Source organism: Pseudarthrobacter sp. MOO14 (assembly GCF_058267675.1).
Genome location: NZ_CM177849.1, coordinates 883,110 through 908,832, shown reverse-complemented (window position 1 = coordinate 908,832; position 25,723 = coordinate 883,110). Strand labels below are relative to the sequence as shown.

Annotated in this window: 15 protein-coding genes and 2 tRNA genes; 11 read left to right on the top strand and 6 right to left on the bottom strand. The window is 66.5% G+C overall.

Annotated elements, in window-relative coordinates; genetic code table 11:
• Positions 1 to 161: 161 nt before the first annotated feature.
• On the bottom strand, positions 162 to 872 hold the full coding sequence (locus AC4EEV_RS04130; protein WP_109863755.1) for a 3'-5' exonuclease: 711 nt from the start codon (positions 870 to 872) through the stop codon (positions 162 to 164).
• A 63-nt stretch (positions 873 to 935) separates the two neighbouring features.
• Here AC4EEV_RS04130 and AC4EEV_RS04125 point away from each other — a divergent pair, with 63 nt between their 5' ends.
• The 3 genes from AC4EEV_RS04125 to AC4EEV_RS04115 are packed head-to-tail and all read left to right on the top strand — an operon-like array spanning position 936 to position 8,202.
• On the top strand, positions 936 to 1,352 hold the full coding sequence (locus AC4EEV_RS04125) for an MGMT family protein (RefSeq protein ID WP_109863756.1): 417 nt from the start codon (positions 936 to 938) through the stop codon (positions 1,350 to 1,352).
• A gap of 26 nt (positions 1,353 to 1,378) precedes the next feature.
• The gene (locus tag AC4EEV_RS04120; RefSeq protein ID WP_491330845.1) at positions 1,379 to 4,678 is read left to right on the top strand and encodes an ATP-dependent helicase; all 3,300 of its coding nucleotides are present in this window, start codon (positions 1,379 to 1,381) and stop codon (positions 4,676 to 4,678) included.
• 8 nt (positions 4,679 to 4,686) lie between these two features.
• Entirely contained in the window at positions 4,687 to 8,202 is a 3,516-nt protein-coding gene (locus tag AC4EEV_RS04115; RefSeq protein WP_491330844.1) for an ATP-dependent helicase, read from the top strand.
• A gap of 46 nt (positions 8,203 to 8,248) precedes the next feature.
• On the opposite strand, the gene AC4EEV_RS04110 is transcribed toward AC4EEV_RS04115, so the two are convergent.
• Entirely contained in the window at positions 8,249 to 9,481 is a 1,233-nt protein-coding gene (locus AC4EEV_RS04110; RefSeq protein WP_491330208.1) for a macrolide 2'-phosphotransferase, read from the bottom strand.
• A gap of 143 nt (positions 9,482 to 9,624) precedes the next feature.
• Between AC4EEV_RS04110 and nudC the strand changes: the two genes are divergently transcribed.
• From nudC to AC4EEV_RS04095, 3 genes are read left to right on the top strand one after another with little or no spacing between them, the layout of a single operon-like run.
• Entirely contained in the window at positions 9,625 to 10,647 is a 1,023-nt protein-coding gene (gene nudC / locus AC4EEV_RS04105) for an NAD(+) diphosphatase (RefSeq protein ID WP_109863759.1), read from the top strand.
• Positions 10,648 to 10,702: 55 nt separating this feature from the next.
• Complete coding sequence (locus AC4EEV_RS04100) at positions 10,703 to 12,838, top strand: ATP-dependent helicase (protein ID WP_491330207.1); 2,136 nt, start codon at positions 10,703 to 10,705, stop codon at positions 12,836 to 12,838.
• Positions 12,835 to 13,485: a M48 family metallopeptidase gene (locus tag AC4EEV_RS04095; RefSeq protein ID WP_491330206.1), complete on the top strand. Its 651-nt coding sequence runs from the start codon at positions 12,835 to 12,837 to the stop codon at positions 13,483 to 13,485. The genes AC4EEV_RS04100 and AC4EEV_RS04095 overlap by 4 nt, the downstream gene beginning before the upstream one ends.
• 119 nt (positions 13,486 to 13,604) lie before the next feature.
• Here the strand turns inward: AC4EEV_RS04095 and AC4EEV_RS04090 are convergent, their stop codons facing one another.
• Positions 13,605 to 15,047 (bottom strand): zinc-dependent metalloprotease, encoded by a 1,443-nt coding sequence (locus tag AC4EEV_RS04090; protein WP_491330205.1) that lies wholly within the window; start codon positions 15,045 to 15,047, stop codon positions 13,605 to 13,607.
• 136 nt (positions 15,048 to 15,183) lie between these two features.
• On the opposite strand from AC4EEV_RS04090, the gene AC4EEV_RS04085 reads away from it, so the two are divergent.
• The 5 genes from AC4EEV_RS04085 to AC4EEV_RS04065 all read left to right on the top strand — a co-directional run bounded on the left by AC4EEV_RS04085 (position 15,184) and on the right by AC4EEV_RS04065 (position 21,012).
• Positions 15,184 to 16,386, top strand: coding sequence for a YlbL family protein (locus tag AC4EEV_RS04085; protein ID WP_491330204.1), 1,203 nt, complete (start codon positions 15,184 to 15,186; stop codon positions 16,384 to 16,386).
• Between the two features lie 165 nt (positions 16,387 to 16,551).
• On the top strand, positions 16,552 to 19,530 hold the full coding sequence (locus AC4EEV_RS04080) for a UPF0182 family membrane protein (RefSeq protein WP_491330203.1): 2,979 nt from the start codon (positions 16,552 to 16,554) through the stop codon (positions 19,528 to 19,530).
• 120 nt (positions 19,531 to 19,650) lie between these two features.
• Positions 19,651 to 19,724, top strand: a tRNA-Met gene (locus AC4EEV_RS04075).
• A 145-nt stretch (positions 19,725 to 19,869) separates the two neighbouring features.
• A tRNA-Met gene (locus tag AC4EEV_RS04070) sits at positions 19,870 to 19,943 on the top strand.
• A gap of 136 nt (positions 19,944 to 20,079) precedes the next feature.
• Positions 20,080 to 21,012 carry a cytochrome b/b6 domain-containing protein gene (locus AC4EEV_RS04065; RefSeq protein ID WP_018760257.1) on the top strand — a complete coding sequence of 311 codons (933 nt, stop codon included), beginning with the start codon at positions 20,080 to 20,082 and terminating at the stop codon, positions 21,010 to 21,012.
• Here the strand turns inward: AC4EEV_RS04065 and AC4EEV_RS04060 are convergent.
• The 3 genes from AC4EEV_RS04060 to AC4EEV_RS04050 all read right to left on the bottom strand — a co-directional run bounded on the left by AC4EEV_RS04060 (position 21,002) and on the right by AC4EEV_RS04050 (position 25,487).
• Positions 21,002 to 22,441, bottom strand: a complete 1,440-nt coding sequence (locus tag AC4EEV_RS04060) for a cryptochrome/photolyase family protein (RefSeq protein ID WP_491330202.1) — start codon at positions 22,439 to 22,441, stop codon at positions 21,002 to 21,004. The two genes, AC4EEV_RS04065 and AC4EEV_RS04060, sit on opposite strands and share 11 nt — an antisense overlap.
• Before the next feature lie 88 nt (positions 22,442 to 22,529).
• On the bottom strand, positions 22,530 to 23,318 hold the full coding sequence (locus tag AC4EEV_RS04055) for a PspA/IM30 family protein (RefSeq protein ID WP_018760255.1): 789 nt from the start codon (positions 23,316 to 23,318) through the stop codon (positions 22,530 to 22,532).
• Between the two features lie 108 nt (positions 23,319 to 23,426).
• Positions 23,427 to 25,487, bottom strand: coding sequence for a TPM domain-containing protein (locus AC4EEV_RS04050; RefSeq protein ID WP_491330201.1), 2,061 nt, complete (start codon positions 25,485 to 25,487; stop codon positions 23,427 to 23,429).
• Between the last annotated feature and the right edge of the window lie 236 nt (positions 25,488 to 25,723).

Here is a 25,723-nt window from a genome sequence, read left to right as displayed (position 1 = left end):
ATGACTTTTTGGCCGAATAATGATCAGCCGTGGAAGGATTCATGGAGTGATCAAAGCGCCAGGCGGCCACGCGAACGAAGGATCAGCCGACCTGAGGGGGAACTTTCATTAAGCAACGTGACTGTGACATGCCTCCCAATCCGGCAGGCGGCAGGAGCGGCCTAGAAGCCTCCGGCCGTAGCATCCTGTGGCGGCAGGACAGGCCAGTCTCCCTCGATCACGGCCGCAGGCTTGGTCTTGCGGAGGTAGTTCTGGAAGTCCGCGGCCTGGGCCGTAGCCCATTCGATCTGGAGCTGGTGCAGGTTGCCCGCCGGCATCTGAAGTTTGGGGAACTTCCCGGCCATCGCATCGAGCACGCGCAGGGTGGCGAGAGCGTCGGCGGCGGAGGTGTGAGCATTGTCCAGGTTCACACCGTATTCCTCGCAGAGGGCGGTGAGCGTCCGCTTGCCCTTGCGGTACCGGTCCACCTGCTTGTTCATGATGTATGGGTCCAGGATGGGGAAGCGGTGGAGTTGCGGCACCCCGTACCGCGCCGACTCCGCAGCGAGGACCGTAAAGTCGTAGCTGGCATTGAACGCGATGACCGGGATTTCCGAGTCAAAGAGTTCCTGCAGGACGGCGGCGACCTCCCGCGTCACCTCATGGGCCGGCCGGCCGTCCCGCCTCGCCTGCTCGGTGGTGATGCCGTGGACATCACTGGCCTCCGTGGGAATCTCCACACCCGGGTCCGCCAGCCACTCGTGCTCCTTGATGACCCCGCCTTCTTGGTCCACCACGGTGATCGACGCCGTGACGATCCTGGCCGCACGCGAATTACGGCCGGTGGTTTCAAGGTCAAATGCTGCGCGGGGGAGGGTATGCCAGGAGCTCATGGTTCAACGCTAAGGGGACCCGCCGACAATTTAGTGGAACGCCACTGCCGCTACATTGGATCAATGCGGAAAGAGTATGTCCAGGCGGTCCTTGCCGTTGTCAGGCTGGTTTCGCCGGGATCCGCAGTGTCGTACGGGGATGTCGCCGAGCTCCTGGGGTCCGGTGGGCCCCGGCAGGTGGGCTCGGTGATGAGCCACTTCGGAAGCGGTGTGCCCTGGTGGCGCGTCCTGAAAGCGAGCGGGCATGCCCCCGAAGGCCACGAAGCCGAGGCTTTGTACCGCTACCTCGAGGAGGGAACCCCGCTGAAGGGAGACCATGCGGCGTACCTCCGGACAGGGGAAGGACGGTGGCGCGTGGATTTGGCTGCGGCACGTTGGGCCCCCACCGACGAGGATTTTGAGCGGATCGATGCCGCCGCCGGGGAGTTGGAGCGCAGGCTCCGGAGATTGTCGGTGGCTGATGATGGAATGAGTTTGTGACAGTAACAATCCCCTTGAACGGCCCCTTGGCCCCGCGGCAGGAAAGGCAGGAGGCCCAAGAGGGTGCATTTTCCGGTACCCCTGCTCTTCGGCTGCTCCCGCCCCGCCGGGCGCATGCGGAAGCAATCCAGCTCACGCCGGACCAGCAGGCAGCGGTGGATGTTGCGCAGGGTTCAGGGCCAGTCCTGGTACCCGGTGCACCGGGCACGGGAAAGACCACCGTCCTGGTGGAGGCAGCCGTCCAGCGCGTCTTCCGCGACGGGGTGGATCCGGAACGCATGCTGATCCTGGCGCCCACCCGCCTTGCCGCAGACTTCCTGCGGGACCGCTTCACCGCCCGCCTGGACCGTAGCCTCAGCACCACTCCCGCCAGGACCTGGGCGTCCTATGCATTCGACCTCATCCGGCGGGCCAAGGCCGAGGGCGTCATCCAGCTCTCGAGGCCACCCCGGCTCCTGTCCGGTCCGGAGCAGGACCTGATTATCAAGGAGCTCCTGGAAGGACACAGGATCCCCGGCCTTGAGCTGCCGTGGCCGGCCGATCTCGACCGGGCACTGGAAACCCGCGGTTTCCGCCAGGAGGTGCGGCAACTCTTTGACCGCGTCATTGAATCCGGCCGCACGGCCGAGGACCTCTCCCGGTTGGCGGACCAGTGCGGTCGTCCGGACTGGAAAGCGGCTGCAGCGCTCTACGCGGAGTACCGGGACGTCCTGGACCTGCGAATGCCGGAAGCGTTCGACCCCGCCGGTATCATCACAGCCGCCCGCCAGATCTTCCAGGACGCCCCCGATTTCCTCGCGGCCGAGCGTGACCGCCTGCAGGTGGTCCTGGTGGACGATATCCAGGAGGCCAACCCCGCAATCTTTGAACTGTTGGCCGATATCGGGGCCGGCAGCGACTGCTACGTGACGTCGTCTCCGGACACCGTAGTCCAGGGATTCCGTGGCGCCAGGCCGGACCTCGTTGCTGAACTGCCGCGGCTCCTGGCCGCCCAGGATCCCGTCCTGGAACGTCCGCTCCGTTACGCGCACGGCCTGGCCCCCGCCGTCGCCGAGTCGTGGCTCAGTGTTGCCGGCCGCATCTCGCAACGTGCCGGCGGCCAGTTGGCGCGGCGGCTGGAGCCAATCGGCCGGACGGCCCGGAACGATGGCCCGGCGCACGACGAAGACAACGTCCCGGCCGGCCGTGTCGAGGCCCACCTGGTCCCCACACCAGTCCATGAACTGCGCTATGTTGCCCAGAGAATCCTTGACCAGCACATCAACCACAACCGCGGACTTGGCGACATGGCGGTGATTGTCCGCAACGGCGGCCAGGTCAGCGAGCTGCAGCGGTACCTGTCCGGGCAGGGCATCCCGGTCCGGGTCCCCGTGGCTGAATCCGCGGTCCGGGACGAGGTAGCGGTCCGGCCGCTCCTGGATGCCTTCGCCATTGCCTTGGATCCGGACCTCCTGACGCCGGAAGCCGCCGTGGCCCTCCTGACGTCGCGGATCGGAGGGGCCACATCCATCGAGCTCCGCCGGCTCCGGCAATCGCTCCGCCGGGAGGAACTCCTCGGTGGCGGCGGGCGAGCCAGCGATGTCCTCCTGGTCGAGGCACTGCTCGAGCCCGGGGCGCTCGGCGCCTTGGGCCTTGAAGGCCGGGCAGCGCGGCGAACCGCGAGGATGATCCAGGCCGGCCGCGCGGCAGCCGCCCTGCCCGGCGCCAATGCCGAATCAGTGTTGTGGGCTCTGTGGAACTCCACCAGCCTCGCCCCCGCTTGGACGTCAACTGCCTTGTCGGGCGGTCCGCACGGGGCCCGGGCGGACCGCGACCTCGACGCGATGATGGCCCTCTTCCACACCGCTGAGCGGTATGTGGACCAGATGCCCGGCGCGGGCCCTGAGCAGTTCCTGGAATACCTGCTGAACCAGGAGCTTCCCATGGACACCCTCGCTGCCCGCGCCCAGCTGGATGACGCCGTTGAACTGATGACGCCGGCCAGCGCCGCGGGCCGCGAATGGCCGGTCGTCATCATTGCGGGCCTGCAGGAGGGTGTGTGGCCCAATACCAGGCTCCGCGGCGAACTGCTCGGCAGCACCCTGTACGCCGACGCCGTGGAACACGGACCGGAGTATGCGCTCCAACGGGATCCGTTGAGCCGGTTGAGGGATATCCGCTATGACGAACTGCGCAGTTTCTCCACGGCGGTATCGCGGGCACGCGAACTCCTGGTGTGCACCGCCGTCTCATCGGAAGACGACCAACCGTCATCCTTCCTGGACTTCGTCGCACCACTGGAACCGGGGCAGGAGGGGCGCGTTTTCACCCAGGTCGAGCGGCCCATGACCCTGCGTGCCCTGGTCGCCGAACTCCGGCAATATGCCCAATCCGATGCTGCGGATCCCGCGCACAGGGAGGAGGCGGCCAAAGTGCTGGCACGCCTGGCCGCCGCCGAACCTGCGGTCGCCGGTGCCCACCCGGACACCTGGTGGGGGCTGGCTCCGCTGAGCTCCTCCGAGGCCGTGGTGCCGCCGGGGTCCACCGTGTTCGTGTCCCCGTCCAAGGTGGAGACCGTGCAGAAGTCGCCCCTGGACTGGTTCGTCCAGGCGGCGGGCGGCGAGGCGGCCACCGACTTTGCCCGCAGCCTTGGCACCCTTGTGCACGCGATCGCCCAGGACATGCCGGAAGCGTCCGGCTCCGAGTACGTTGCGGAGCTGGTGCGCCGTTGGCCGGCGCTGGGGATGAAGGATAACTGGGAAGGGCGGCTGGATTTTCAGCGCGCCGAGTCCATGGTGCGGAAGTTGGCGCAGTATGTGGTGGCCATGAGGGCTGAAGGCCGCAGCCTGCTGGGCGTGGAAAAGGACTTCGATGTCGCCCTTGGGGACGTGGTGGTGGACGCAGCGGCGCCGCGCGATGCAGTGCTCCGCGGGCAGGTTGACCGGCTGGAGGTCGACGGCGAGGGCCGCCTGGTGGTGGTGGACCTCAAGACCGGCAAGAGGCAGCCCGGCAAGGGTGAGCTCTCCAGCCATCCACAGCTTGGTGCATACCAGGCAGCGGTGGTCGCCGGGGGTTTCGAGGCCGGCCCGCAGGGGAACGGCTTGTCCGGCGGTGCCATCCTGGCGCAGCTCGGCACCGGGGCCAAGAACCCGTCCATCCAGCAGCAGGAGCCTCTGGACCCGCAGGAAAACTGGGCGTTGGACATGGTCAAGGATGCGGCCGCCGTGATGGGTGGCAGCGAATTCGTCGCACGGCACGATCCGGCCAAGGGCAGCCACGGCGGCCATGGCTGCCGGCTTCCCGAAGTATGTCCGCTGTGTGCCCGTGGAAGGCAGGTCACCGAATGAGCCACCCGATGGAGGTCCTGACTGCAGGGGAGGCCGCCACATCCCGTTTCAGTCCCGAAGAGCTGTCCGTGCTGCTCGGCGAAAAGAACATCCCGACGCCGGAGCAGTCGGCAATCATCTCTTCCCCCCTGTCGCCCCGGCTGGTGATCGCAGGGGCGGGTTCGGGAAAGACCGCCACCATGGCGGACAGGGTGGTATGGCTGGTGGCCAACGGCTGGGTGACGCCCGAGGAAGTCCTGGGGGTGACGTTCACCCGGAAGGCTGCCGGCGAGCTCGCCAGCCGGATCCGGTCGAAGCTGCTGGCCCTGCAGCGGCTTGCCGCAAAGGACGCCGGCGGCGGGATGTTTCCGGAGGGCCTGCTCAGCAGCGACGCACTGGAACCCAAGGTGTCCACGTACCATTCCTTCGCCAGCGGCATCGTCTCGGACTACGGCCTCCGGCTGGGTGTGGAACGCGATGTGGTATTGCTTGGCGGCGCGCAGGCATGGCAGTTGGCAAGTGAGGTGGTTGAGGCCTACGACGGCGAATACGCCCACTTCCGGGCGGCGAAGTCCACCCTGGTGAAGGCCGTGATCCAACTGGCGGGGGAGTGCGCCGAACACCTCCAGGAACCCGAGGACGTCGAAGCCTGGTTGATGGCGCGCCTCTCGGAATTCGAGTCCCTGCCGTATCTGGCAGACAAGAAGAAGAACCCGCCGCAGGCAGCGGCGGAGCTTGCCGGAATGCTGCGGACCAGGGCGAGCGTCGCTGATATGGTGGGCCGCTACGCTGCGGCGAAACGTGCCCGCGGCGCCCTCGATTTCGGGGACCTCGTGGCTCTCGCCGCGAAAGTGGCGCAGGAGGTTCCCCTGGCGGCCGCGATGGAGCGGCAGCGGTACAAGGTTGTCCTGCTCGACGAGTTCCAGGACACGTCGTACGCGCAACTGGTACTTTTTTCCCGCCTTTTCGGCGGCGGCCATGCGGTCACGGCAGTCGGCGACCCCAACCAGTCGATTTACGGGTTCCGCGGCGCTTCCGCCGGGCAGTTGTTCCACTTCGTCCGTGAATTTCCCGTCCGGACCGCTGAAACCGGCACGGGGTCGGGCTGGGCGCCCGCCCCAACCTCTTACTTGACCACAGCCTGGCGGAACGGCCGCTCCATCCTCGCTGCCGCAAACGTCATGTCCCAGTCCCTTGGCCTGTCGGCCGCCAGGCGCGGGCCGGCAGGAGCGACGGCGGCCGTGGCCGAAGTGCCCCCGCTGCAACCCAGCCCCCACGCTGTCGATGGAGCAGTGGTGCTGGGACGCTTCGCCAGCGACGTCGAGGAGGCCGCCGCGCTGGCCGAGGACGTCCTGAGGTACAAGGTCACAGACTTCGAAGCCACGGCGGACGGAACCGCCGTTGCCCCTGCCTTGGCCGTGCTGTGCCGCAGGCGCGCCCAGATGGAAACCATCCGCCGGCAATTCGAGGCCCGTGGCATCGCCTACGAAATCGTGGGCCTTGGCGGGCTCCTGGACACCCCCGAGATCGTAGACCTCGTCGCCACCCTGCGAGTCCTTGCGGACCCGGGCCGTTCCGATGCCCTCATGCGGCTCCTGGCCGGTGCACGGTGGCGCATAGGTCCCGCGGACCTGATGGCGCTGCGGGACTGGTCCAGCCAACTGGCGCGAAACCGGGGCAAAGCCTCCGCCGGGCTCAACCTCGAGGACACCGACACCGACACCGTCACCGGCAACGAAGGCGACGCCGGTGAGGGGCCGGTCCTGGAAAGTGACCTCACGGACGGCGCCAGCCTCGTGGAAGCCCTGGACTTCCTGCCGCGCGACGGATGGACGTCGTCGAACGGACGGACCCTTGGTGCGCCGGCCCGCACGCGTCTTGCCCGGTTGTCGGCGGAACTGCGCCAATTGCGCGGTTACCTTGGCGATGACCTCACCACCCTCCTGGGTGAAGTGGAACGGGCCATGCTCCTGGATATCGAGGTGGCGGCACGGCCCGGGATCAGCATCCATCAGGCGCGGCGTAACCTCGACGCCTTCCAGGACGCCGCGGCGGGATTCCTCCGAACCTCCCAACGGGTGGATATCCTCGCCTTCCTGTCATGGCTGGAGGCTGCCTCCGCTGAGGAGAACGGCCTGGAAGCACCTGCCAGCGACGTGAACCGGGAAGCAGTCCAGCTGTTGACCGTCCATGCGTCCAAGGGCCTGGAATGGGACGTTGTCTTCGTGCCCGGGCTGAACGCGGGAGCCTTCCCGAGCGACAGGGATTCCCGCTGGAGCAGCGGGTCGGCTGCCCTTCCCTGGCCTTTGCGCGGAGACCGGGCGGACCTTCCCCAGTGGGACGTGGAACAACCGGACCAAAAGGGGTGGCTGGATGCTGAGAAAGATTTCAAGGCGGCGGTGCAGGCCCACGGGGAAGAAGAAGAACGACGGCTTGCCTACGTTGCCTACACAAGGGCCAAGCATGTGCTGTGGGTATCGAGCGCCGCCTGGGTGGGTTCTCGCGCCGGCCGGGCCGAGATGTCCCCCTTCCTGGCGGAGCTTGCACCACTGACCCAGCCGGCCGGCAACGAACTTCAGGCTGCCGCTGTGATCCATCGGTTGTCCTTGGAAGAGGCTGCCCTTCCGGAAGAAAGCCCGCTGACGCTGGAGACAGAAGAAGCGGTGTGGCCCTATGACCCGCTGGAGGGTCCGACGGACGCGCGGACCGGTGCGCGGCTCCGCATGTCACGTGGCCGCAGGGCAGCCATGGAAGCTGCGGCCGGGCGGGTGTTGGGCCTGCTGGAGGCCGGCGTGGAGCTGCCGGAGGCGTCCGGGAAATCCAGCGGAGCGGGCGTGCCCCGGAACGGCGGGGGGCCGCTGCTCACGGGAGCGGCCGCCGGCTGGGCGAGGGAAGCTGCGCTGTTGCTGGAACGCAGGGCCAGAAGGTCAGGCGGCCAGGAGGTTCACCTGCCTACCCACATCTCCGCCTCCACCCTCGTGGACCTCGGGGAGGACCCTGAAGCAGTGGTAGGGCGGCTGCGCAGGCCGGTTCCCCGCGAACCGGGCATGTCGGCGCGAAAGGGCACGGCCTTCCATGCCTGGGTGGAGGAGTACTTCGGAACCGCGGGGATGCTTGACCTCGGCGAGGCGCCGGGGTCGGACGATCACATCGATGCTGCGTACGACCTTGACGACATGGTGGCCACGTTCAAGGCATCCCCATGGGCCGACAGGTCCCCGGCCTTCGTTGAGGTGCCGGTCGAAACAAGGGTGGGTGACGTAGTTGTCCGGGGACGGGTCGACGCCGTCTTCCAGGACGCCGACGGCCGCTGGGACCTGGTGGACTGGAAGACCGGCCGCCGCCCGTCAGCCGGGCAGCTGAAGACCCGTTCGATCCAGCTTGCCGTGTACCGGCTTGCCTGGGCACGCCTGAAAGGCGTTCCGCTGGAAGACGTGCGGGCTGCGTTCTTCTATGTGGCGGACAACGCCGTGGTGCGGCCGCACGACCTCGGGTCGGCCGCCGAGCTGGAAGGAATAGTGTCGCGCGCCCTCGCCCGGACGTGAGGCGCGGGTTTACTTTGCGCGCAGCCGGCGTGCGTCCCGGTGCGGCTCAGCCCTGTTTGACGTTTATGACCGAGATGGCGGCGGTGGAGGTGTCATCAGGTCCTTGGGTCGTCGACGCCCCGTCCTCGGCGTCGGGTGCCTCCTCCACCGGGATGGGAGTCACATGCACGGCGGGCTGTGCGGGCGCTGCCGGTTTTGCCGGTTCTGCCGGGACCGGAACAACCGTGACGGCGGGGGAGGACCCGGAATGTGCCGGGGTGGGCACGGCGGTCGACGCGGTACTCTCCGAGGACGCCGGTGCAGCCGCTTCCGCATTGTCCCGGCTTGCGGGGTCCGGAAGGGGTTCGACGCTTATTGGCTGCCCACCAAACTCGGCGATGTCGCCGGCCAGGCTCTCCAACATGCCTTCTGCCTCGCTGACCATGGCCTCATCACCAGCTGCAAGCCCCTTGACCAGGTATTGTGCCAGCGCAAACTCCGCTGACAATGCAGCCCGGCGAAGGAGGTGCTGGTCCGGGGCGTCGCGGCGGCCGGAGGTGTAGGACTTCAGAACTGCATCAACGAAGTCCTGCTCATTCGAAGCCACCAGCCAGGCGAAGTCGTCCGCGGGGTCACCGATCCTCAGGTCTGTCCAGCCGGTGACCGCCGTGACCCGCCCTGACTCGATAAGCAGGTTGTCTTCGTGCAGGTCGCCGTGGACCACGCAGGGGTTGAACCGCCACAGGGACACGTCCTCCATTGCGTGTTCCCAGCGGCGCAGGAGCGCGGCCGGAATCTTACCCGTGGTCGCTGCTTGGTCCAGCTCGTTCAGCCTCCGTTGGCGGAACTCGTTGGGGGTGTAGCTGGGGAGATCGGCGTTGCTCACCAAAGACCGGGGCAGGTCGTGGATGGCAGCCAGGGCGGTACCGATTTCGCGGGCGACGCTGCCCGGACCGGACGTCAATTCCTCAACGCTGCGCGTGGTGCCCGATAGGTGCGAGTACACGAAGGTGCTTAAGGTTCCCAGCCGTACGCTGCCGGCTACCGTGGGCATGAGGAAGGGCAGTTCGGCCCGCACGGCCGGAGCGAAGGCCCGCAGCACCAGGAACTCCGTTTCCAGCCGGGCGCTGGCCTCCGCGTGCCGCGGCGACCTGACCCGCCAGCGCTTGCCTTCTGAATCCAGGAGCAGGGCCGAGTCGAAGTCCGCGGGATCATCCGGTGCAGAACTAACGGCCGTCGGCGTCAGTCCGGGGACTGCCGCGGTTGCAATGGCCGCCAGCTCAATCGGTTTTCTTCTCACCGTTCCACGGTAGATTGCCAGCTGTCCCAGACTGAGGTCTGCCGGCGGCGAGTCTTGAGATTGCTTGAATTCAGGGGGCGTTACCTACCGGCAAACCGCACCATGAAATGTGAAATGTCCGGGGCAGTCAGTACGGTGGACTCATGAGCCATACGGAGTCTGTCCTGCCCGTTCACCAGGCTGCGCCGGCAGGGTTGCCCGCGAACCACCTGGCGGACACCCTGCTCCCGGTGCGGCCGGCCCTGGTGGACCGGGGATCTGCTGCCCGCATCAGGCCCGGCATGATCGATGACCTGCTGGCCGGTCCGGATGCGCTGGCCGTCGTCCTGTCGGGCCGGCAGGGCCTGGTGCAGGAAAGCACCATGGTGCTCGCCCCCGCCAGGGAACTTTTGGCGGAGCTTGAAAGGGCCGGGGCAACCCCGCACCTCGTGGTGTACCTTGGCTCCGCACTGCCCGGTTCGGACCTCCCGGAGGGCACGGAGCTGTTGCTGTTCGTCCTGCCTGAACCGCCCGAACCCGGTACGGCCGGCATCCCCGCGGATGCGGCCTGGGCGGGGTTCAGGGACGTCGCGGCAGGCCTGACCGCCACCTCCACGGCGTTGTTCGTGGAGTCCAGCGCCATCGCCAACTGGCACGCCGGCCACACACACTGCCCGCGCTGCGGCACGCCTACAGTCGTGGAAGCCGGCGGCTGGGTCCGCCGTTGCCCAGCGGACAACTCGGAACACTATCCCCGGACCGATCCTGCGATCATCGTCACTGTCGTCGGCGCGGACGGGCGGCTGCTGCTCGGTGGCGGGGGTCCCGTGGATGCCATTAATTACTCCACCCTTGCCGGCTTTGTTGAGCCGGGCGAATCGCTGGAGCAGGCCGTCGTCCGCGAGATCCAGGAGGAAGTCGGGGTCCGGGTTTCGGCCTGCCAGTATCTGGGCTCCCAGTCGTGGCCGTTCCCTGCCTCCCTTATGCTTGGATTTACCGCCGTTACCGAAGACACCCAGGCAACGCCCGACGGCGTCGAGGTCACCAGGGCCCGCTGGTTCAGCCGCGAGGAACTCCAGGAAGCCGTGCTCAGTGGCGAAATCACCATTTCCAGCAGGCTCTCGATTGCCCGCTCACTGATTGAGCACTGGTACGGCGGCCGGATCCGGGACCTGACCGGAGCCTAAGTAATTCCATCCACCAGACTCCAGCACGCGGTAGTCGAGAAACAAAGCAGCAGAAGTGACTACAGAGAATTTTGACGGCGCAGCCTCCCTGGAGGACCGGATCCTCGGGGGGCTGGACGCCGAACAGCGTGAAGTGGCCAGCACCCTCAACGGTCCGCTGTGCGTCCTGGCGGGAGCGGGCACGGGCAAGACCCGCGCCATCACGCACCGCATCGCCTACGGCGTCCATTCGGGGGTCTACACGCCCCAGCGACTGCTGGCGGTGACCTTCACCGCCCGGGCCGCGGCCGAGATGCGCAGCCGCCTGCGGGACCTGGGAGCGGGCAATGTCCAGGCAAGGACCTTCCACGCCGCCGCGCTGCGCCAACTGCAGTTTTTTTGGCCGCAAGCGGTGGGCGGCACCCTGCCGAACCTGCTGGATCACAAGGCCCAGATCCTCGCCGAGGCCGCCCGGCGGCTGAGGCTGAGCACCGACCGCGCGTCCATCCGCGACCTCGCCTCGGAGATTGAATGGGCCAAGGTGTCCATGCTGACGCCTGCCAATTACCTGGAGCACGCGCAGGGACGCGGTGCACCCGGGGGATTCGACCTCACGGCGGTGGCCCGCGTTTTCCAGTCCTACGAGGACGTCAAGACGGACCGCAACGTGATCGACTTCGAAGATGTGCTGCTGATTACGGTGGGCATCCTGCAGGAGGACGAGAAGGTGGCGGCCACGGTCCGGGAGCAGTACCGGCACTTCGTGGTGGACGAATACCAGGACGTTTCCCCGCTGCAGCAGCGGCTCCTCGAACTCTGGCTTGGCGGCCGCGACGAACTCTGCGTGGTGGGCGACGCCAGCCAGACCATCTACTCCTTTACCGGAGCATCCCCCCGTCACCTGCTGGACTTCAAGACCCGCTACCCGCAGGCCAACGTGGTCAAGCTCATCCGGGACTACCGTTCCACACCCCAGGTTGTGAAGCTGGCCAACGACCTGCTGGCGGGCCGGCGCAGCGGCGGCCCTGCCGCAGACGCCGCCTGGGCCACGCCCCTGCAACTCGTGGCCCAGCGTCCCGCCGGCCCCGTGCCCCAGTTCACCGAATGCACGGACGACGAAGCCGAAGCCGCCACCGTGGCGCTGAAGATCAAGGCACTGCTCGACGCCGGGACACCGGCGAGCGAGGTCGCGGTCCTTTTCCGCACCAACGGCCAGTCCGAGGCCTACGAACAGGCGCTGGCGGGTGCGGGAATCGGCTACCAGCTGCGGGGCGGCGAACGCTTCTTCGCGCGCAAGGAGGTGCGGGACGCCATTCTCCAGCTTCGCGCCGCCACCAGGGCCGTCAGCGAAGCGGATTCCCCGGAACCACTGGGCCAAGTGGTCCGGGACATTGTTTCCTCCCTCGGCTACACGGATTCCGCCCCGCACAGTGGTGGCGCCCTCCGCGAGCGGTGGGAGTCATTGGCGGCGCTGGTGGCACTGGCCGATGAACTGGCGCAGAACCGCGGTCCGGAATTCGGGCTCGGCGACTTCGTCAACGAACTCCAGGAGCGGTCCCTCGCCCAGCATGCCCCCACCGTGCAAGGCGTGACGCTCGCCTCCCTGCACGCAGCCAAGGGATTGGAATGGGATGCCGTGTTCCTGGTGGGGCTCAGCGAAGGCCTGATGCCCATTTCCTTCGCAGATTCGCCTGAATCGGTCGATGAGGAGCGCCGGTTGCTCTACGTCGGGATCACCCGCGCCCGTGAACACCTCTCGCTGTCGTGGAGCACGGCGCGGACTCCCGGCGGCCGGGCCAACCGCAAGCCGTCCCGTTTCCTCGATGGGCTGCGGCCCGACTCCGTTGCCAGCTCCAGCGCCCGCGGCAAGGGACCGGTTCCGCGCCGCAAGGCGGCCGCTCCGGCAGTCTGCCGGGTTTGTGGCAGCATGTTGTCCACCGGGGCGGAGCGCAAGGTGGGACGCTGCAACGCGTGTCCGCCCAGCTACGAGGAACAGACCTTTGACGCCCTCCGGAACTGGCGGCGCGACGTCGCCCAGTCCGCTGACGTTCCCGCGTTCGTCGTCTTCACCGACGCCACCCTCACTGCGATAGCGGAGGCGCGGCCTGCGTCCCTCGAAGAACTTGCCGGACTTGCCGGCATCGGTCCCGCCAAGCTTGAACGCTATGGGGAGGACGTCCTGAAGGTCCTTGCCGAAAGCAGCGTGCTGTGAGGCGCGGCAGCCCGCCAGACAGCCACGGCCAGTCCGCCGTCCTGACCACCACCGGTGGATCCCCCGTGGAGGTGCGGCGGTCGGCGCGCCGCACCCGGACCGTCGCGGCATTCTGGGAAGACGGCACCGCCGTGGTCGCCATTCCGGCCCGGTTCACCGCGGCCCAGGAACGTGAGTGGGTCCACCGGATGCTGGCAAAGCTGCACAAGCAGGGGGAGCGGCGCGCCGCTTCCGGCCGGCGGCGTCCCGCCACCGACGAAGCCCTGGCCGCCCATGCCGCCCAGTTGTCTGAAACATACCTTGGCGGCCGGGCAACGCCCACATCGGTACGCTGGGTCGGCAACCAGAACTCGCGGTGGGGTTCCGCGACCCCCGCCGACGGGACCATCCGCTTGTCGGACAAACTGCGCCCAATGCCCCAATGGGTGATCGACTACGTCCTGCTGCACGAATTGGCGCACCTGCTGGTGGCTTCGCACAACGCGGCGTTCTGGCGGTTGCTCGAGGCCTATCCCCACACCGGGCGCGCGAAGGCGTTCCTCGAAGGTGTCTCCTACGCCACCGCACGGGGCCTGGACAAAGACGCTGCCGCCCCGGACCGTGTGCCCAACACTGCCGGGAACCCCTGGCCGGGCGACGCCGACTAGGACCACCCACCGCTCAACGTCCGGCGCCAACCGCGCGCAGGCGGACTCAGCGCACTGGCCCATCACCCCGGTTTAACGGACCGGCGCGGCCGGGAAACCCCCGGCCGCGCCAACCAACCTCAGCTCTTCGGCTGGTCCGGACCGTCGTCGTCCGTGTCCTGGCCGCCGTCATTTGTGTCCGTGCCGGCGGCGGTGTCACCGTCAGCGGCGGGCGCCTCGTCAAAACCGCCGCTAAGCAACTTCTGCAGGGCGTCGTCGACCTCGCTGTCGCTCGCTTCGGCGAGCTTCCGGCGGGAGCTGAAACCCTTCGGGTCATCGAGGTCTTCCGCGGTGGGCAGCAGGTCGGGGTGGTGCCAGATGGCGTCGCGGCCTTCGATGCCGCGCTCATCTTTCAGCGTTGCCCACAGCGTCGCGGCGTCGCGCAGGCGCCGGGGCCGCAGCTCCAGCCCCACCAGGGAGGCAAATGCGTGTTCGGCCGGACCGCCGGTGGCCCTGCGGCGCCGCACCGTTTCCCGGAGGGCGCCGGCGGAGGGCAGCAGGTTCTCGGTGGCGGCGGCGGTGAGTTCGTCCACCCAGCCCTCCACCAGGGCCAACGCTGTCTCGAGCTTCTCCAGTGCCTGCTCCTGGGCGGGGGTCCGCTGCGGCATGAACACGCCCTGGGAGAGGGCCTCCTGGATGCCTTCCGGGTTGCTCGGGTCGATGTCCCGGGCGAGCTCCTCGATGCGGGAGGTGTCGATATGGATGCCACGGGCGTAGGCCTCGATGGCGCCCAGCAGGTGGCCACGCAACCACGGCACCTGCACGAACAGGCGCGCGTGTGCGGCCTCCCGCACGGCAAGGAACAGCCGGATGTCGTTCTCGGGCAGCGACAGGCCTTCGCCGAATGCCGCGACGTTGGCAGGCAGGAGCGCCATTTCAAGGTCGGCGAGCGGGACGCCAATGTCGGTGGAGCTGACAACATCCTTGGACAGGGCCCCGATGGCCTGGCCCAGCTGCATGCCGAAGATGGCCCCGCCCATGTTCTGCAGCATCGAGGAGGCACCGCCCATCATGGACTTCATCTCCTCGGGCATCTGCTCCGTCATGGCCGAGGACAGGGCGTTGGCGATGCTGTTGGCCACCGGTTCGGTCAGCCGCTTCCAGGTGCCAAGGGTTGCTTCCACCCACTCGGCACGGGACCAGGCTTTGCCGATCAGCCCGGTGGCGGGCAGGTCCGTTACCGGGTCCAACCACAGTTCGGCCAGGCGGAGTGCTTCGTCGACGTCCCGGGACTGCTGCGCGGTGACGGAGGGATCTGAACTGCCGGCGGCGACGCGCCGGGCGTTGTCGTGCGCCAGAGTCCAGTTGACGGGTCCTTCGGACGGCGCACTCATCATCGCCTGCACCTGGGAGAACATCTGGGCCAGCAGGTTGGGGTCGTCAGGCAGGCCGGCAGCCTTGGCGAGCTCGGCGGGGTCGAAGTTTTCCATCCCCTTGCCGCCCATCAGGTTCTGCAGCATCTCGGTCAACGGATCCTTGGGATTGTCGTCGCCGTTGGACGGATTGAGTGGGTTGGAGGTCATGGTCCCGCCGATCGATGGTGTGACTGTTGATCAGTCTTCACGGTACCCCGGTGGGGCGTGGCTGTCTGCCGCCCGCCGCCGTCGTTCGCTCTAGGCAAAGCGCCCCGGGACATCTTCACCGCGTACTGTTGGTGGGGTGACTACAACCCGTGGCGGCCATTCCTCCGAGGACCACGTTCCCGAGCTTCGCCCCTTCTCCGGTCCGGAACCAACGGGAGGCAACGGCCCCCTTGACGGCGAGGACGGCAGCGGCTCAGCAGGGGGCATGGTTGCGGACGACGGCGGGCGGCCGGGCAGGCGCCTGTCCACCATGATGGTTGCCGGGCTGGCGGCGCTGGGGCTGGGCATTGCTGTTGGGACCCTGCCGGTGCCGTATGTCATCGAGTCCCCCGGGCCCACCTACAACACGCTGGGGGAGAGCCAAGGGCATCCGGTCATCAGTGTCAGCGGCCATGAAACCTATCCTGCGGCCGGAAGCCTGGACCTGACCACGGTCTACGTTGACGGCGGGCCCACCGGCTCCGTCAGCATCCTCAGCGCTTTCTCCGCGTGGCTGGACAGTTCCAAAGCCGTGTACCCGGAAGAATTGATCTACCCCACGGGTACCACCAAGGAAGAGGCCCAGGAGCAAAGCGCCGTGGCCATGACCACGTCGCAGGAAAACGCCGTCGCGTCGGCTCTGAATGACCTCAAGATTCCTTTCAGCCAGCAGCTCCAGGCCGCGGACCTGTCAAAGGATTCCGCTTCCGCCGGGAAGATCCAGCAAGGCGACGTCCTGAAGACCATCAACGGCAAGGACATCACGTCCCTGTCCGTCATCCAGGATGAGCTGGCGGCAGGCAAGGGTGCACCGGCCACGGTAACGGTGGAGCGCGGAGGCCAGCCCGTTACCTTGGACATCACGCCCAAGGACAACGGCCAAGGCCGCTACATTCTTGGCGTCATGCTCAAGTACCTGTTCAAGTTCCCCTTCCAAGTCCAGATTTCCCTGGACAAGGTGGGCGGACCGAGCGCAGGACTCATGTTTTCGCTGGGCATTATCGATACCGTGACGCCGGGTGACCTCACGGGCGGCAAGCACATCGCGGGCACGGGCACCATCGCCCCGGACGGCACGGTGGGCCCGATCGGAGGGATCGCACAGAAGATGCGCGGTGCCCGCGCATCCGGCGCCACGCTCTTCCTGGCGCCGGCCGGAAACTGCGACGAGGTGGCCGGCCATGTTCCGGACGGACTCCAGGTGGTCCGGGTGGAAAACTTGTCCCAGGCCCGGCACGCGGTGGAAGCCGCAGGCAGCGGACAGGACACGTCCGGCCTGCCGACCTGCGCAAACAACTAGACTGGGCGCATCTAGAACCGACAGGAACTAAGCTCCACCGCCACTCGTGGCACAGATGACGGACCAAACCAGCCGTTTTTGGCCGGTAGGGTGCGTCGCTCGCATGCTTCGAATATTCTGACGACCAGCTATGAGGTACCCAGTTTGTCCCGTCCCGCCAGCACCATGCCCACAGGCAGACCCCCTTCACGTCGCGGCGCCTTGACGCCCACCCTGATCGTTGTCGCCCTGGTGGTTGTGGGCTTCATTTTCTTCGCCAACGTTTGGACCGACGTCCTCTGGTACCGGCAGCTGGGCTTCATCGAGGTCTTCATCACGGAGAACCTGGCCAAGATTGCCACGTTCGTGGCCGGCTTCGCCCTCATGTTCGCGGCTGTGTTCTTCGCGATCCGGATCGCCTATAACGCCCGGCCGGTCTACGCGCCGGATTCGGAGGTGCGGGACAACCTCAACAGGTACCAGGCCCAGCTTGAGCCGGTCCGCCGGATTGTCATGGTGGGGCTTCCCATCCTGTTCGGCCTGTTTGCGGGCAGCGCCGCGGCGAGCCAGTGGCAGAAGGTGCTGCTCTTCTTCAACCAGGTGGGCTTCGGGCAAAACGACCCGCAGTTCAACATGGACATCAGCTTCTACCTGATGACCCTGCCCTTCCTGGGGTTCGTGACCGGGTTCCTCATCAGCGTGGTGGTCATTGCCGGCATCGCGGGGATCCTCACCCACTACCTGTACGGCAGCATCCGGCTCATGGAGCGCGGCGTCTTCACTAGCCGCGCAGCACAAATCCATATAGCGGTCACGGGTGCGGCCTTCCTGGTGCTCCTGGGAGTCAACTTCTGGCTGGACCGCTTCTCGTCCGTGCAGAACAACGGCGGCCGCTGGGCCGGTGCCCTGTACACCGATGTCAACGCCGTCATCCCCACCAAGGCCATCCTCGCCGTCGCGGCCGCCCTGGTGGCAGTCCTGTTCATCGTCGCTGCCGTCATCGGCCGCTGGCGACTGCCGGTGATCGGCACGGCAATGCTGATTATTACGTCCATCCTGGCCGGCGGCGTCTACCCGTGGGTGATCCAGCAGTTCCAGGTGCGTCCGTCCGAACAGACGCTGGAAAGCCAGTACATCCAGCGCAATATCGACAACACCCGCAGGGCGTACGGCCTGGACGGCATCCAGGAAACCCGCTACGACGCCACGAACACGGCCAGCACCGGTGCGCTGGCACCTGATGCGCAGACCACGGCCAATATCCGGCTCCTGGACCCCAACCTGATCTCGGACGCCTTCGCGCAGCTGGAACAGTACCGCCCGTACTACCAGTTCCCCAAGGCCCTGAACGTGGACCGCTACGAGGTGGACGGCAAGATCCAGGACACCGTGATCGCGGTGCGCGAGCTGAACCCCACCAACGTGCAGACCAACCAGCAGGGCTGGCTCAACCAGCACGTGGTGTACACGCACGGCTATGGCGTCGTGGCCGCCAAGGGCAACAAGTTCACGGTGGACGGCAAACCTGAGTTCCTGCAGTCCGGCATCCCTTCCACCGGCGTCCTCGGCAGTGATTCCACCTACGAGCCGCGGATCTACTTCGGCGAGTCCTCGCCGGAATACTCGATCGTGGGAGCTCCGGACGGCGCCACCCCGCGCGAACAGGACCGCCCGTCCGGCAAGGAAGGCGAAGGCGAAACCCAGTACACCTTCAAGGGCAACGGCGGCCCGAACGTCGGCTCTTTCTTCAACAAGATCCTGTACGCCATCAAATTTCAGTCCTCGGACCTGCTGCTCTCGGACGGGGTGAACTCCGAATCGCAAATCCTGTACGACCGGAACCCCCGCGAACGCGTCCAGAAGGTGGCCCCGTACCTGACGGTGGACGGCGGATCCTACCCCGCCCTGGTGGACGGCCGGGTCAAGTGGATCGTGGATGCCTACACCACCAGCCAGTACTACCCCTACTCGCAGCAGAAGCAGCTCTCCGATGCGACGGCTGATTCCCAGACCAGTTCCGGCCGCGCCGTGGCGCTGCCCAACAGCACGGTGAACTACATCCGGAACTCGGTCAAGGCCACGGTGGACGCCTACGACGGCTCGGTCACCCTGTACGCCTGGGACGATACCGACCCCGTCCTCAAGGCCTGGCAGAAGGTCTTCCCGTCCTCGCTGAAGCCGTACTCCGAGATGTCCGGTGCGCTCATGAGCCACGTGCGCTACCCGGAGGATCTCTTCAAGGTCCAGCGGGAGCTCCTGGGGCAGTACCACGTGACGGATCCCATCAGCTTCTACAAGAACAACGACGTGTGGAGCACTCCGGCTGATCCCACTGTGGACACGGACGTCAAGCAGCCGCCGTTCTACATGTCCTTGCAGATGCCCGACCAGCAGAAGCCGGCGTTCCAGCTGACGTCGTCGTTCATTCCGCAAATTGTCAACGGAAACGCACGGAACGTCCTGTATGGCTTTCTGGCCGCCGACTCGGACGCCGGCAACCAGGCGGGGGTGAAGGCTGACGGCTACGGCAAGCTGCGGCTGCTGCAGATTCCGCCGGAGACCCAGGTCCCCGGTCCCGGGCAGGCGCAGAATAAGTTCAACTCGGACCCCACCGTATCGCAGGCCCTTAACCTGTTGCGGCAGGGCGCATCGGATGTGCTGAACGGCAACCTGCTCACCCTGCCCGTGGGCGGCGGCATCCTCTATGTCCAGCCCGTCTACCTCAAGTCGACGGGCGAGACCTCCTACCCGACCCTGCAGCGGGTGCTGGTGGCATTCGGTGACAAGGTGGGCTTCGCGCCCACCCTGGACGCAGCCCTGAAGCAGCTCTTCGGAGGCGATTCGGGGGCAGCAGCCGGAGACTCGGCCAATAACGGGCAAACGCCCGCCGGGCCGGCAGCGCCTTCGACGCCTGCGGCAGCCGACGCCAAGGCCCAGCTGAAGGCGGCTTTGGATGACGCCAACTCGGCCATCCAGGCCGGCCAGACAGCCCTTGCGGCGGGCGACTTCGCCGCCTACGGCGAGGCCCAGAAGAAGGTCGCGGCCGCACTGCAGAAGGCCATGGAGGCCGAAGCCAAGATTCCGGTCACGGCTCCGGAGGCGACGCCGGCACCGGCCGCCTCCGGTTCACCTTCGGCGACGGCGTCCCCGTCAGCGAGCCGCTAGTCCGACGACGGCGGCCCGGCATCCCAGCCTTCACGGGCGCGGGTGCCGGGCCGGCGTAACGGACGTCACGCCCCGCCGATTTGGCCTCCGGTTCACCTCCCGGTAAAGTAGTTCTTGCGACGCGGGGTGGAGCAGTTCGGTAGCTCGCTGGGCTCATAACCCAGAGGTCACAGGTTCAAATCCTGTCCCCGCAACGGGAAGAAGGCCCGAACATTGGGAACAATGTTCGGGCCTTTTGCTTTGCCCGCGCGACAGCGCAGAGCCTTTCGGGAGGCGTGCCCCGGTGGTGCTCAGGGTGGTCGGGACCGCCGCAAAAGTAGGGTAGTGTTGATCAAGCGACGCGGGGTGGAGCAGTTCGGTAGCTCGCTGGGCTCATAACCCAGAGGTCACAGGTTCAAATCCTGTCCCCGCAACTTATGAAGGTCCCGCCGGCAGTTACGCCGGCGGGGCCTTCTTTTTGCCTGGATGCGCATAGTTCCTAGTATTCTCTTTCGAGGACCCCACGATCCGTGGGCAGCCATACGCCATTCTTGAGAGGTATGTTGTTCGATGGCCACACCCACGAAGAAGCCCGGCGCCGCGACGGGTAAGCGGTCCCGGCTCTATTGGGCGGTTCCCGCCGTCCTCGTGGCACTGGTCCTGGCAGTGCTGGCCGCCAGGCTGCTGATGGGACTGCCGGCCGTTGCATCGTTCGTGGCCGATTACCCGGGCCAATCTGAACTGCCGGCCTCCGCCCCTGTTGGGTTCCCGGCGTGGCTCGCCTGGCAGCATTTCCTGAACGGTTTCTTCCTGCTCCTGATCATCCGCACCGGATGGCAGGTGCGGACCACCACCCGTCCCAGCGGGCATTGGACCCGCAACAACAAGGGCTTGATCCGTACCAGGAATGCGCCCACCAAGATCAGCCTGGAGCTCTGGTTCCACCTGACCCTTGATGCCTTGTGGATCCTGAACGGGCTGGTCTTCGCTGTCCTGCTGTTTGCCACCGGCCAGTGGATGCGCATTGTCCCCACGAGCTGGGATGTCGTTCCCAATGCCCTCTCTGCCGCGCTGCAATACGCGTCGCTGGACTGGCCCACGGAGGATGGCTGGATCAACTACAACGCGCTGCAGCTCCTGGCCTACTTCGTCACTGTTTTCATTGCGGCGCCGCTGGCATTCATCACCGGCCTGCGGATGTCCTCCGCGTGGCCAAAGAAGGCAGCCAGGCTCAACAAGGCCTACCCGATTGAATGGGCGCGTGCCGTCCACTTCCCTGTGATGATCTACTTCGTCGCCTTCATCGTGGTCCACGTCTTCCTGGTGCTCACCACGGGCGCGCTGCGGAACCTGAACCACATGTACGGTGTCAGCGACGACGACGGCTGGTTCGGCTTCTGGGTCTTCCTTGCCTCGGTCGCGGTCATGGCGGCCGCCTGGTTCCTGGCGCGTCCGATCTTCCTGCGCCCCATCGCGTCCCTTATGGGCAAGGTCAGCCGCTAGCCTCAAAGTCCTTGAGCTGCTGGTAAGTGTTCAGCGCCCGCTCCCGCGATTCCGGCAAGTCCACGAGCGGTTCCGGGTAGCCCTGGACCCCTGACTTCCAGGGTTCATGGATGGCTTTGCCGTCCAGCTCCGAAAGTTCGGGGATGAACTCGCGCAGGTACCTTCCGTTGGCGTCGAATTTCTTGCTCTGCGTGACGGGATTAAAGATCCGGTAGTACGGTGAGGCATCGGCGCCGGAACCCGCCACCCACTGCCAGTTGGCCGGGTTGTTCGCGGCGTCCGCGTCCACCAGGGTGTCCCAGAACCATTCCTCGCCGATCCGCCAATCTGTCAGGAGGTTCTTGACCAGGAAGGATGCGGCCGCCATCCGGACGCGGTTGTGCATCCAGCCCGTCTGCCAGAGCTGCCGCATGCCGGCGTCCACCAGGGGATAGCCCGTGTTTCCGTGCTTCCACGCCGCAAGTTCCCGTTTGCCTGGCGACCCCCACTGAAACTTGTCGAACGCCGGCCGGAAGTTTTGGGTGGCCAGGTCCGGATTGTGGTACAGCAGATGCCAGTTGAACTCGCGCCAGCCCAGTTCCGAGCGGAATGTTCCGACGTCGGCAGGGATTTTGCGGGGGTGGCGGCGGCGGATCTCGCGCCACACGCGGAACGGGCTGATCTCGCCGAACCGCAGGTATGGTGACAGCCTGCTGGTGCCATCGGTGCCGGGAAGGTTCCTGCCCGTGCCGTACTCCTCGATGGGGCCGTCCAGGAACTCCTCCAGGCGGTGTGCTGCGCCCTTTTCGCCCGGCTCCCAGGCCTCGGCCAGGCCGCCGCTCCAGTCGGGGGAAGTGGGCAGGAGGGCCCAGCTGCTGAGCGTGTCTGAGGCGGGCAGTCCGCGGCCGGACGGAGCAGGCCCCGGCAAGGTCCCAGGTGCCTCCAGGGGGTCGCGGATGTCCGCCGCGGCCAGGCAGGCCCGCCAGAAGGGGGAGTAGACCTTGTACGGGCCGCCCGCGCCCGTGGTAATGGTCCAAGGCTCGAAGAGGAGGTTGGCCTGGAAGCTGGCGGCTTCGATGCCGTTGCTTCCGGCCCAGTCCTTGAGCCCGGCATCAATGGTCCGCTCGGGCTGGCCGTACCGCCGGTTCCACAAAAGATGCGTCGCCTTGGTCCGGGTAGCCAGGTCCTGGATGATGCCCGCCGCGGCACCGCGGCGCAGTACCAGCCGGGAACCTTTGCCTTCCAGGTCCGCTGCCAGCGCCACCAGGGAATGGTGCAGCCACCAGCGGGCAGCACCACCCAGCGGGCGTATTCCTTCGGACTCCTCGTCGAGGATATAGACCACCGTCATGGGACCGCCCAGGCGGGCCGCGGCGTCCAGCGCCGGGTTGTCGTCCAGGCGCAGGTCGTCGCGCAGCCATACCAGGGACGTTTGTTCAGTGGATGCCATACCACCACGCTACACACTGGAGGCAAGACAATGGCCGGGACACCGGTCCCGGCCATTGTCTTGTTCCATGCAGCGGATATCCCGCAGGTCAGAGCTTGTCGAAGTCGGCTTCGTCCACCGTGGATCCGGACGTTGACGCCTGGCTCCCTGCGCCGAGGGCAGGCTTGCCCCCGGCCTTCAGCGCTGCCAGCCTGGCTTCGATCTCCGTCTGCTCTCCCAGGTCTTCCAGCTGGTTGAACTGTGCATCGAGGCTGGACGCGGCAAGTTCCTCCTGTCCGCGGACCTTGGCCTCCTCGCGGCGGATCTTCTCTTCGAAGCGGCCGACTTCGCTGGTGGGGTCCATGATGTCGATGCTCTTAATGGCGTCGTGCACCTGCGACTGGGCAGCGGCGGTCTTGGACCTGGCGACGAGTTCGTTGCGCTTGCTGGTCAGCTGGTTGAGCTTGTTCTTCATCTGGTCCAAGCCCACCTTGAGCTTGTCCACGATTTCGCGCTGGGAGGCGATGCTCGGCTCAGCGCCCTTGGCTTCACTCTCGGCCGCCATCTGGCGCTGCAGGGCAACCTTGGCCAGGTTGTCGAACTTCTCGGCGTCGGCCACATCGCCGGCGGCGCGGAATTCGTCAGCCTTGCGGGAGGCGGCGAGGGCTTTGTTGCCCCAGTCCTGGGCGTTCTTGATGTCCTCGTTGTAGTCGTCCTCGAGCATCCGGAGGTTGCCGATGGTCTGGGCCACGGCGGATTCGGCCTCTGCGATGTTGTTCGTGTAGTCGCGGACCATCTGGTCCAGCATCTTCTGCGGATCTTCGGCGTTGTCCAGCAAAGAGTTGATATTCGCCTTTGCCAGCTGTGCGATCCGGCCGAAAATGGACTGCTTAACCATGGTGTTTGCCTTTCGTCCTGCTCTGTGTTGACCCACTGGAACCGGTGCACAGTGGTGTACTGCTGTTGTCCGCCGGCCGGATTGCTCCGGTCTGGGCCGGCGGAGGGTCTAGAAGCTGCCGGAGTCGCCGCCGCCGAAGTCTCCGCCGCCGAAGCCGCCGGAGTCTCCGCCCCAGCCGCCACCTCCGCCGGAGTCTCCGCCCCAGCCGCCACCGCCGCCACCGCCGCCCCAGCCGCCGTGGCCGCCGTTCAGGATGGAGTTGATCAGGATGCCACCAAGGATGGCACCGCCCAGGCCGCCGCCACCGCCGCCGCCGAACATGCCGCCACGGCCGAAGCCCTGGTTGGCGTAGCCGTCAAAGTGGTCAACGTCTGCCTGGGCCAGTTGTGCTGCCTGCGCCGCCAGGGCGTGGGCCTGCTGTGCATAGGTCAGGGCCGTGACCGGATCTGTCCGTGCGATGGAGAGGGCGTAGTCGAGGTTGCGCTGGGATTCGGCCAGTCGGGTCCGCGCCTCGGTGCCAACGCCGCCGCGCCGCGCTGTGATGTAGTCGGAGGTTGCGCTGATTTGGGCTTGCGCGGACATGATGGTTTGCTGCAGGGATGCCTGGGCGCGCCGCGCCTGCTCCTGCTGGTCCCGGATGCCGGTCAAGGCCTGGTCCAGGGTCTGGTGCGCGCTTTCGACACGTTGCAGGGTGGCGACAGGATCGATCTTCCCGCCCTGGATTTCGCTCTTTACCTGGGCAAGGGCCGCTTCCACCGCAGCCACGGGGCCCGCCAGCTCGGCGTGGGTTCCGGACTGGATCATGGCCTTTGCCTGCGCCAGGTCCTGCGCCGTGTCCACCACCGCCGTTTCGACGCTGTTCCGGGCTTCATCGAGGCTCCCGGACAGCTTGGAGATGGCGTCCAGCAGGACGTTGGTTTGGTGCAGGCTCTCCTCGGCTGCGCGGACTGCCACGGCGGCGAGGCTTTGCTCGCCCCCGTCCAGTTTCTGCTGCGCGGTTGCCGAGGCGTTCTGCACGAAGGCCAGCCGCTCCTTGGCTTGGACGATGTTGTCAGAAACCTGTGTCAGCGCGCTGTCCGCGTACTTGGACCGCATTTCGGCAAGCGACTGCTCGGCCGTGGAAATCTTGGCGTCCGCTTCCCGGGCTCCGGCATTGACGGCCGCGAGGGCCTGGGGCGCGTTCTTTTCCAGTTCACGCAGTGAGTCGAAGTCCGCTTTCTGCTCCTGCAGGGAGGCCAGGGCGGCCTCGGACCGGCGGATAATCTCGCCCAGCCAGGTGCGTTGCTGTTCTTCGGTGTCCGGAATGTGGTCATCAAGCTGCTGCTGCAATTTGAAGGACTCGCCCATGTGGGCTTTGGCTTCCTCCAGCGCTTTGGTGAAGTTCCCCACGGCGGAGTCGCCGTACTGCGCCTGGGCGAAGCCGAGTTCCTGTTCGCTGGACTTGATGGCGTCATCAGCTTCGATCAGGAGGGAGCCACTCTTGCGGCGGAGTTCGTCCACGCTCAGCGAAGCCAATGGGTCCAGCTCGGCACCTTGGGGGCCGTAGCTGCCCGTGGAGGCCTGGGCTGCGGCCTTCTTCCGGCGGTTGCGGTAGTACAGGTAGGCGCCGCCGCCTGCCACGACGACGCCGGCTCCAACCAGAACCGCGGCGCCCGCACCGTCACCGGAAGACACACTGCCGCTTCCGCCATTGGCGGCGTCGCCGATTGCTGAGGCGGTGTCGATGGCAGCCTGCGCATAGTCCTTCTTGCCCCCGGCCAGGTTGGCGGTGACTGCGTTTTGGCTGATGTTGGCCTGCTTGGACCGGATGGGGCTGCTCGAATTCGTGACGAAGTTGAACTTGCCGTCATCAACAGCAATTGCCAGGACGGCGTCAGCCCTGCCCATGGTCCTCAGCTCAGCTACTTTCTGGGTCCACTGGGCCGGATCGGTCGGGTTGGTGAAGGTCTTCACCGTGACCACGTACAGGTTGTACTTGTGGTCTTTCAGTAGCTTCTGGATGGCGTCCTGGACTTCGCCCTTCCGGCTGCCCAGGACGTTGGCATTATCAACAATGTTCGTTCCGGAGGGAATGGTCACCGGGTCTTCGGCCCAGGCCGCGCCGGCGGGAATCGTGAGCAGCCCGGCAAGGCCGATCACGGCGAGGAAACGTTTGAACTTTGACCGCATGTGCAACCCTTCAGCACGCCTGACACCGACTCGGGACGAATCAGTCGTCGAATCCAGCAGCGCCCCCACGCTTGGTGTGAAGCCGCAGGTCGCTGTGGCAATTCATCTTGATTCTATGGTGCACCCCACAGCCAGTCCATGCGGCCGAATATGCCGCCAGCGAAACACATTGCGGGGTTCTATGGGAACGCCACGACGTTCAGGAAGCTTTCAGCAAACATCCGAGCTTGTTCCAG

Excerpts from the sequence above, each read along its gene's own strand:
- nudC (WP_109863759.1), top strand. The coding sequence starts at position 9,625 with ATGAGCCATACGGAGTCTGTCCTGCCCGTTCACCAGGCTGCGCCGGCA.
- AC4EEV_RS04090 (WP_491330205.1), bottom strand. The coding sequence starts at position 15,047 with ATGACCTCCAACCCACTCAATCCGTCCAACGGCGACGACAATCCCAAG.
- AC4EEV_RS04125 (WP_109863756.1), top strand. The coding sequence starts at position 936 with ATGCGGAAAGAGTATGTCCAGGCGGTCCTTGCCGTTGTCAGGCTGGTT.
- AC4EEV_RS04065 (WP_018760257.1), top strand. The coding sequence starts at position 20,080 with ATGGCCACACCCACGAAGAAGCCCGGCGCCGCGACGGGTAAGCGGTCC.
- AC4EEV_RS04115 (WP_491330844.1), top strand. The coding sequence starts at position 4,687 with ATGGAGGTCCTGACTGCAGGGGAGGCCGCCACATCCCGTTTCAGTCCC.
- AC4EEV_RS04060 (WP_491330202.1), bottom strand. The coding sequence starts at position 22,441 with ATGGCATCCACTGAACAAACGTCCCTGGTATGGCTGCGCGACGACCTG.
- AC4EEV_RS04055 (WP_018760255.1), bottom strand. The coding sequence starts at position 23,318 with ATGGTTAAGCAGTCCATTTTCGGCCGGATCGCACAGCTGGCAAAGGCG.
- AC4EEV_RS04130 (WP_109863755.1), bottom strand. The coding sequence starts at position 872 with ATGAGCTCCTGGCATACCCTCCCCCGCGCAGCATTTGACCTTGAAACC.
- AC4EEV_RS04080 (WP_491330203.1), top strand. The coding sequence starts at position 16,552 with ATGCCCACAGGCAGACCCCCTTCACGTCGCGGCGCCTTGACGCCCACC.
- AC4EEV_RS04050 (WP_491330201.1), bottom strand. The coding sequence starts at position 25,487 with ATGCGGTCAAAGTTCAAACGTTTCCTCGCCGTGATCGGCCTTGCCGGG.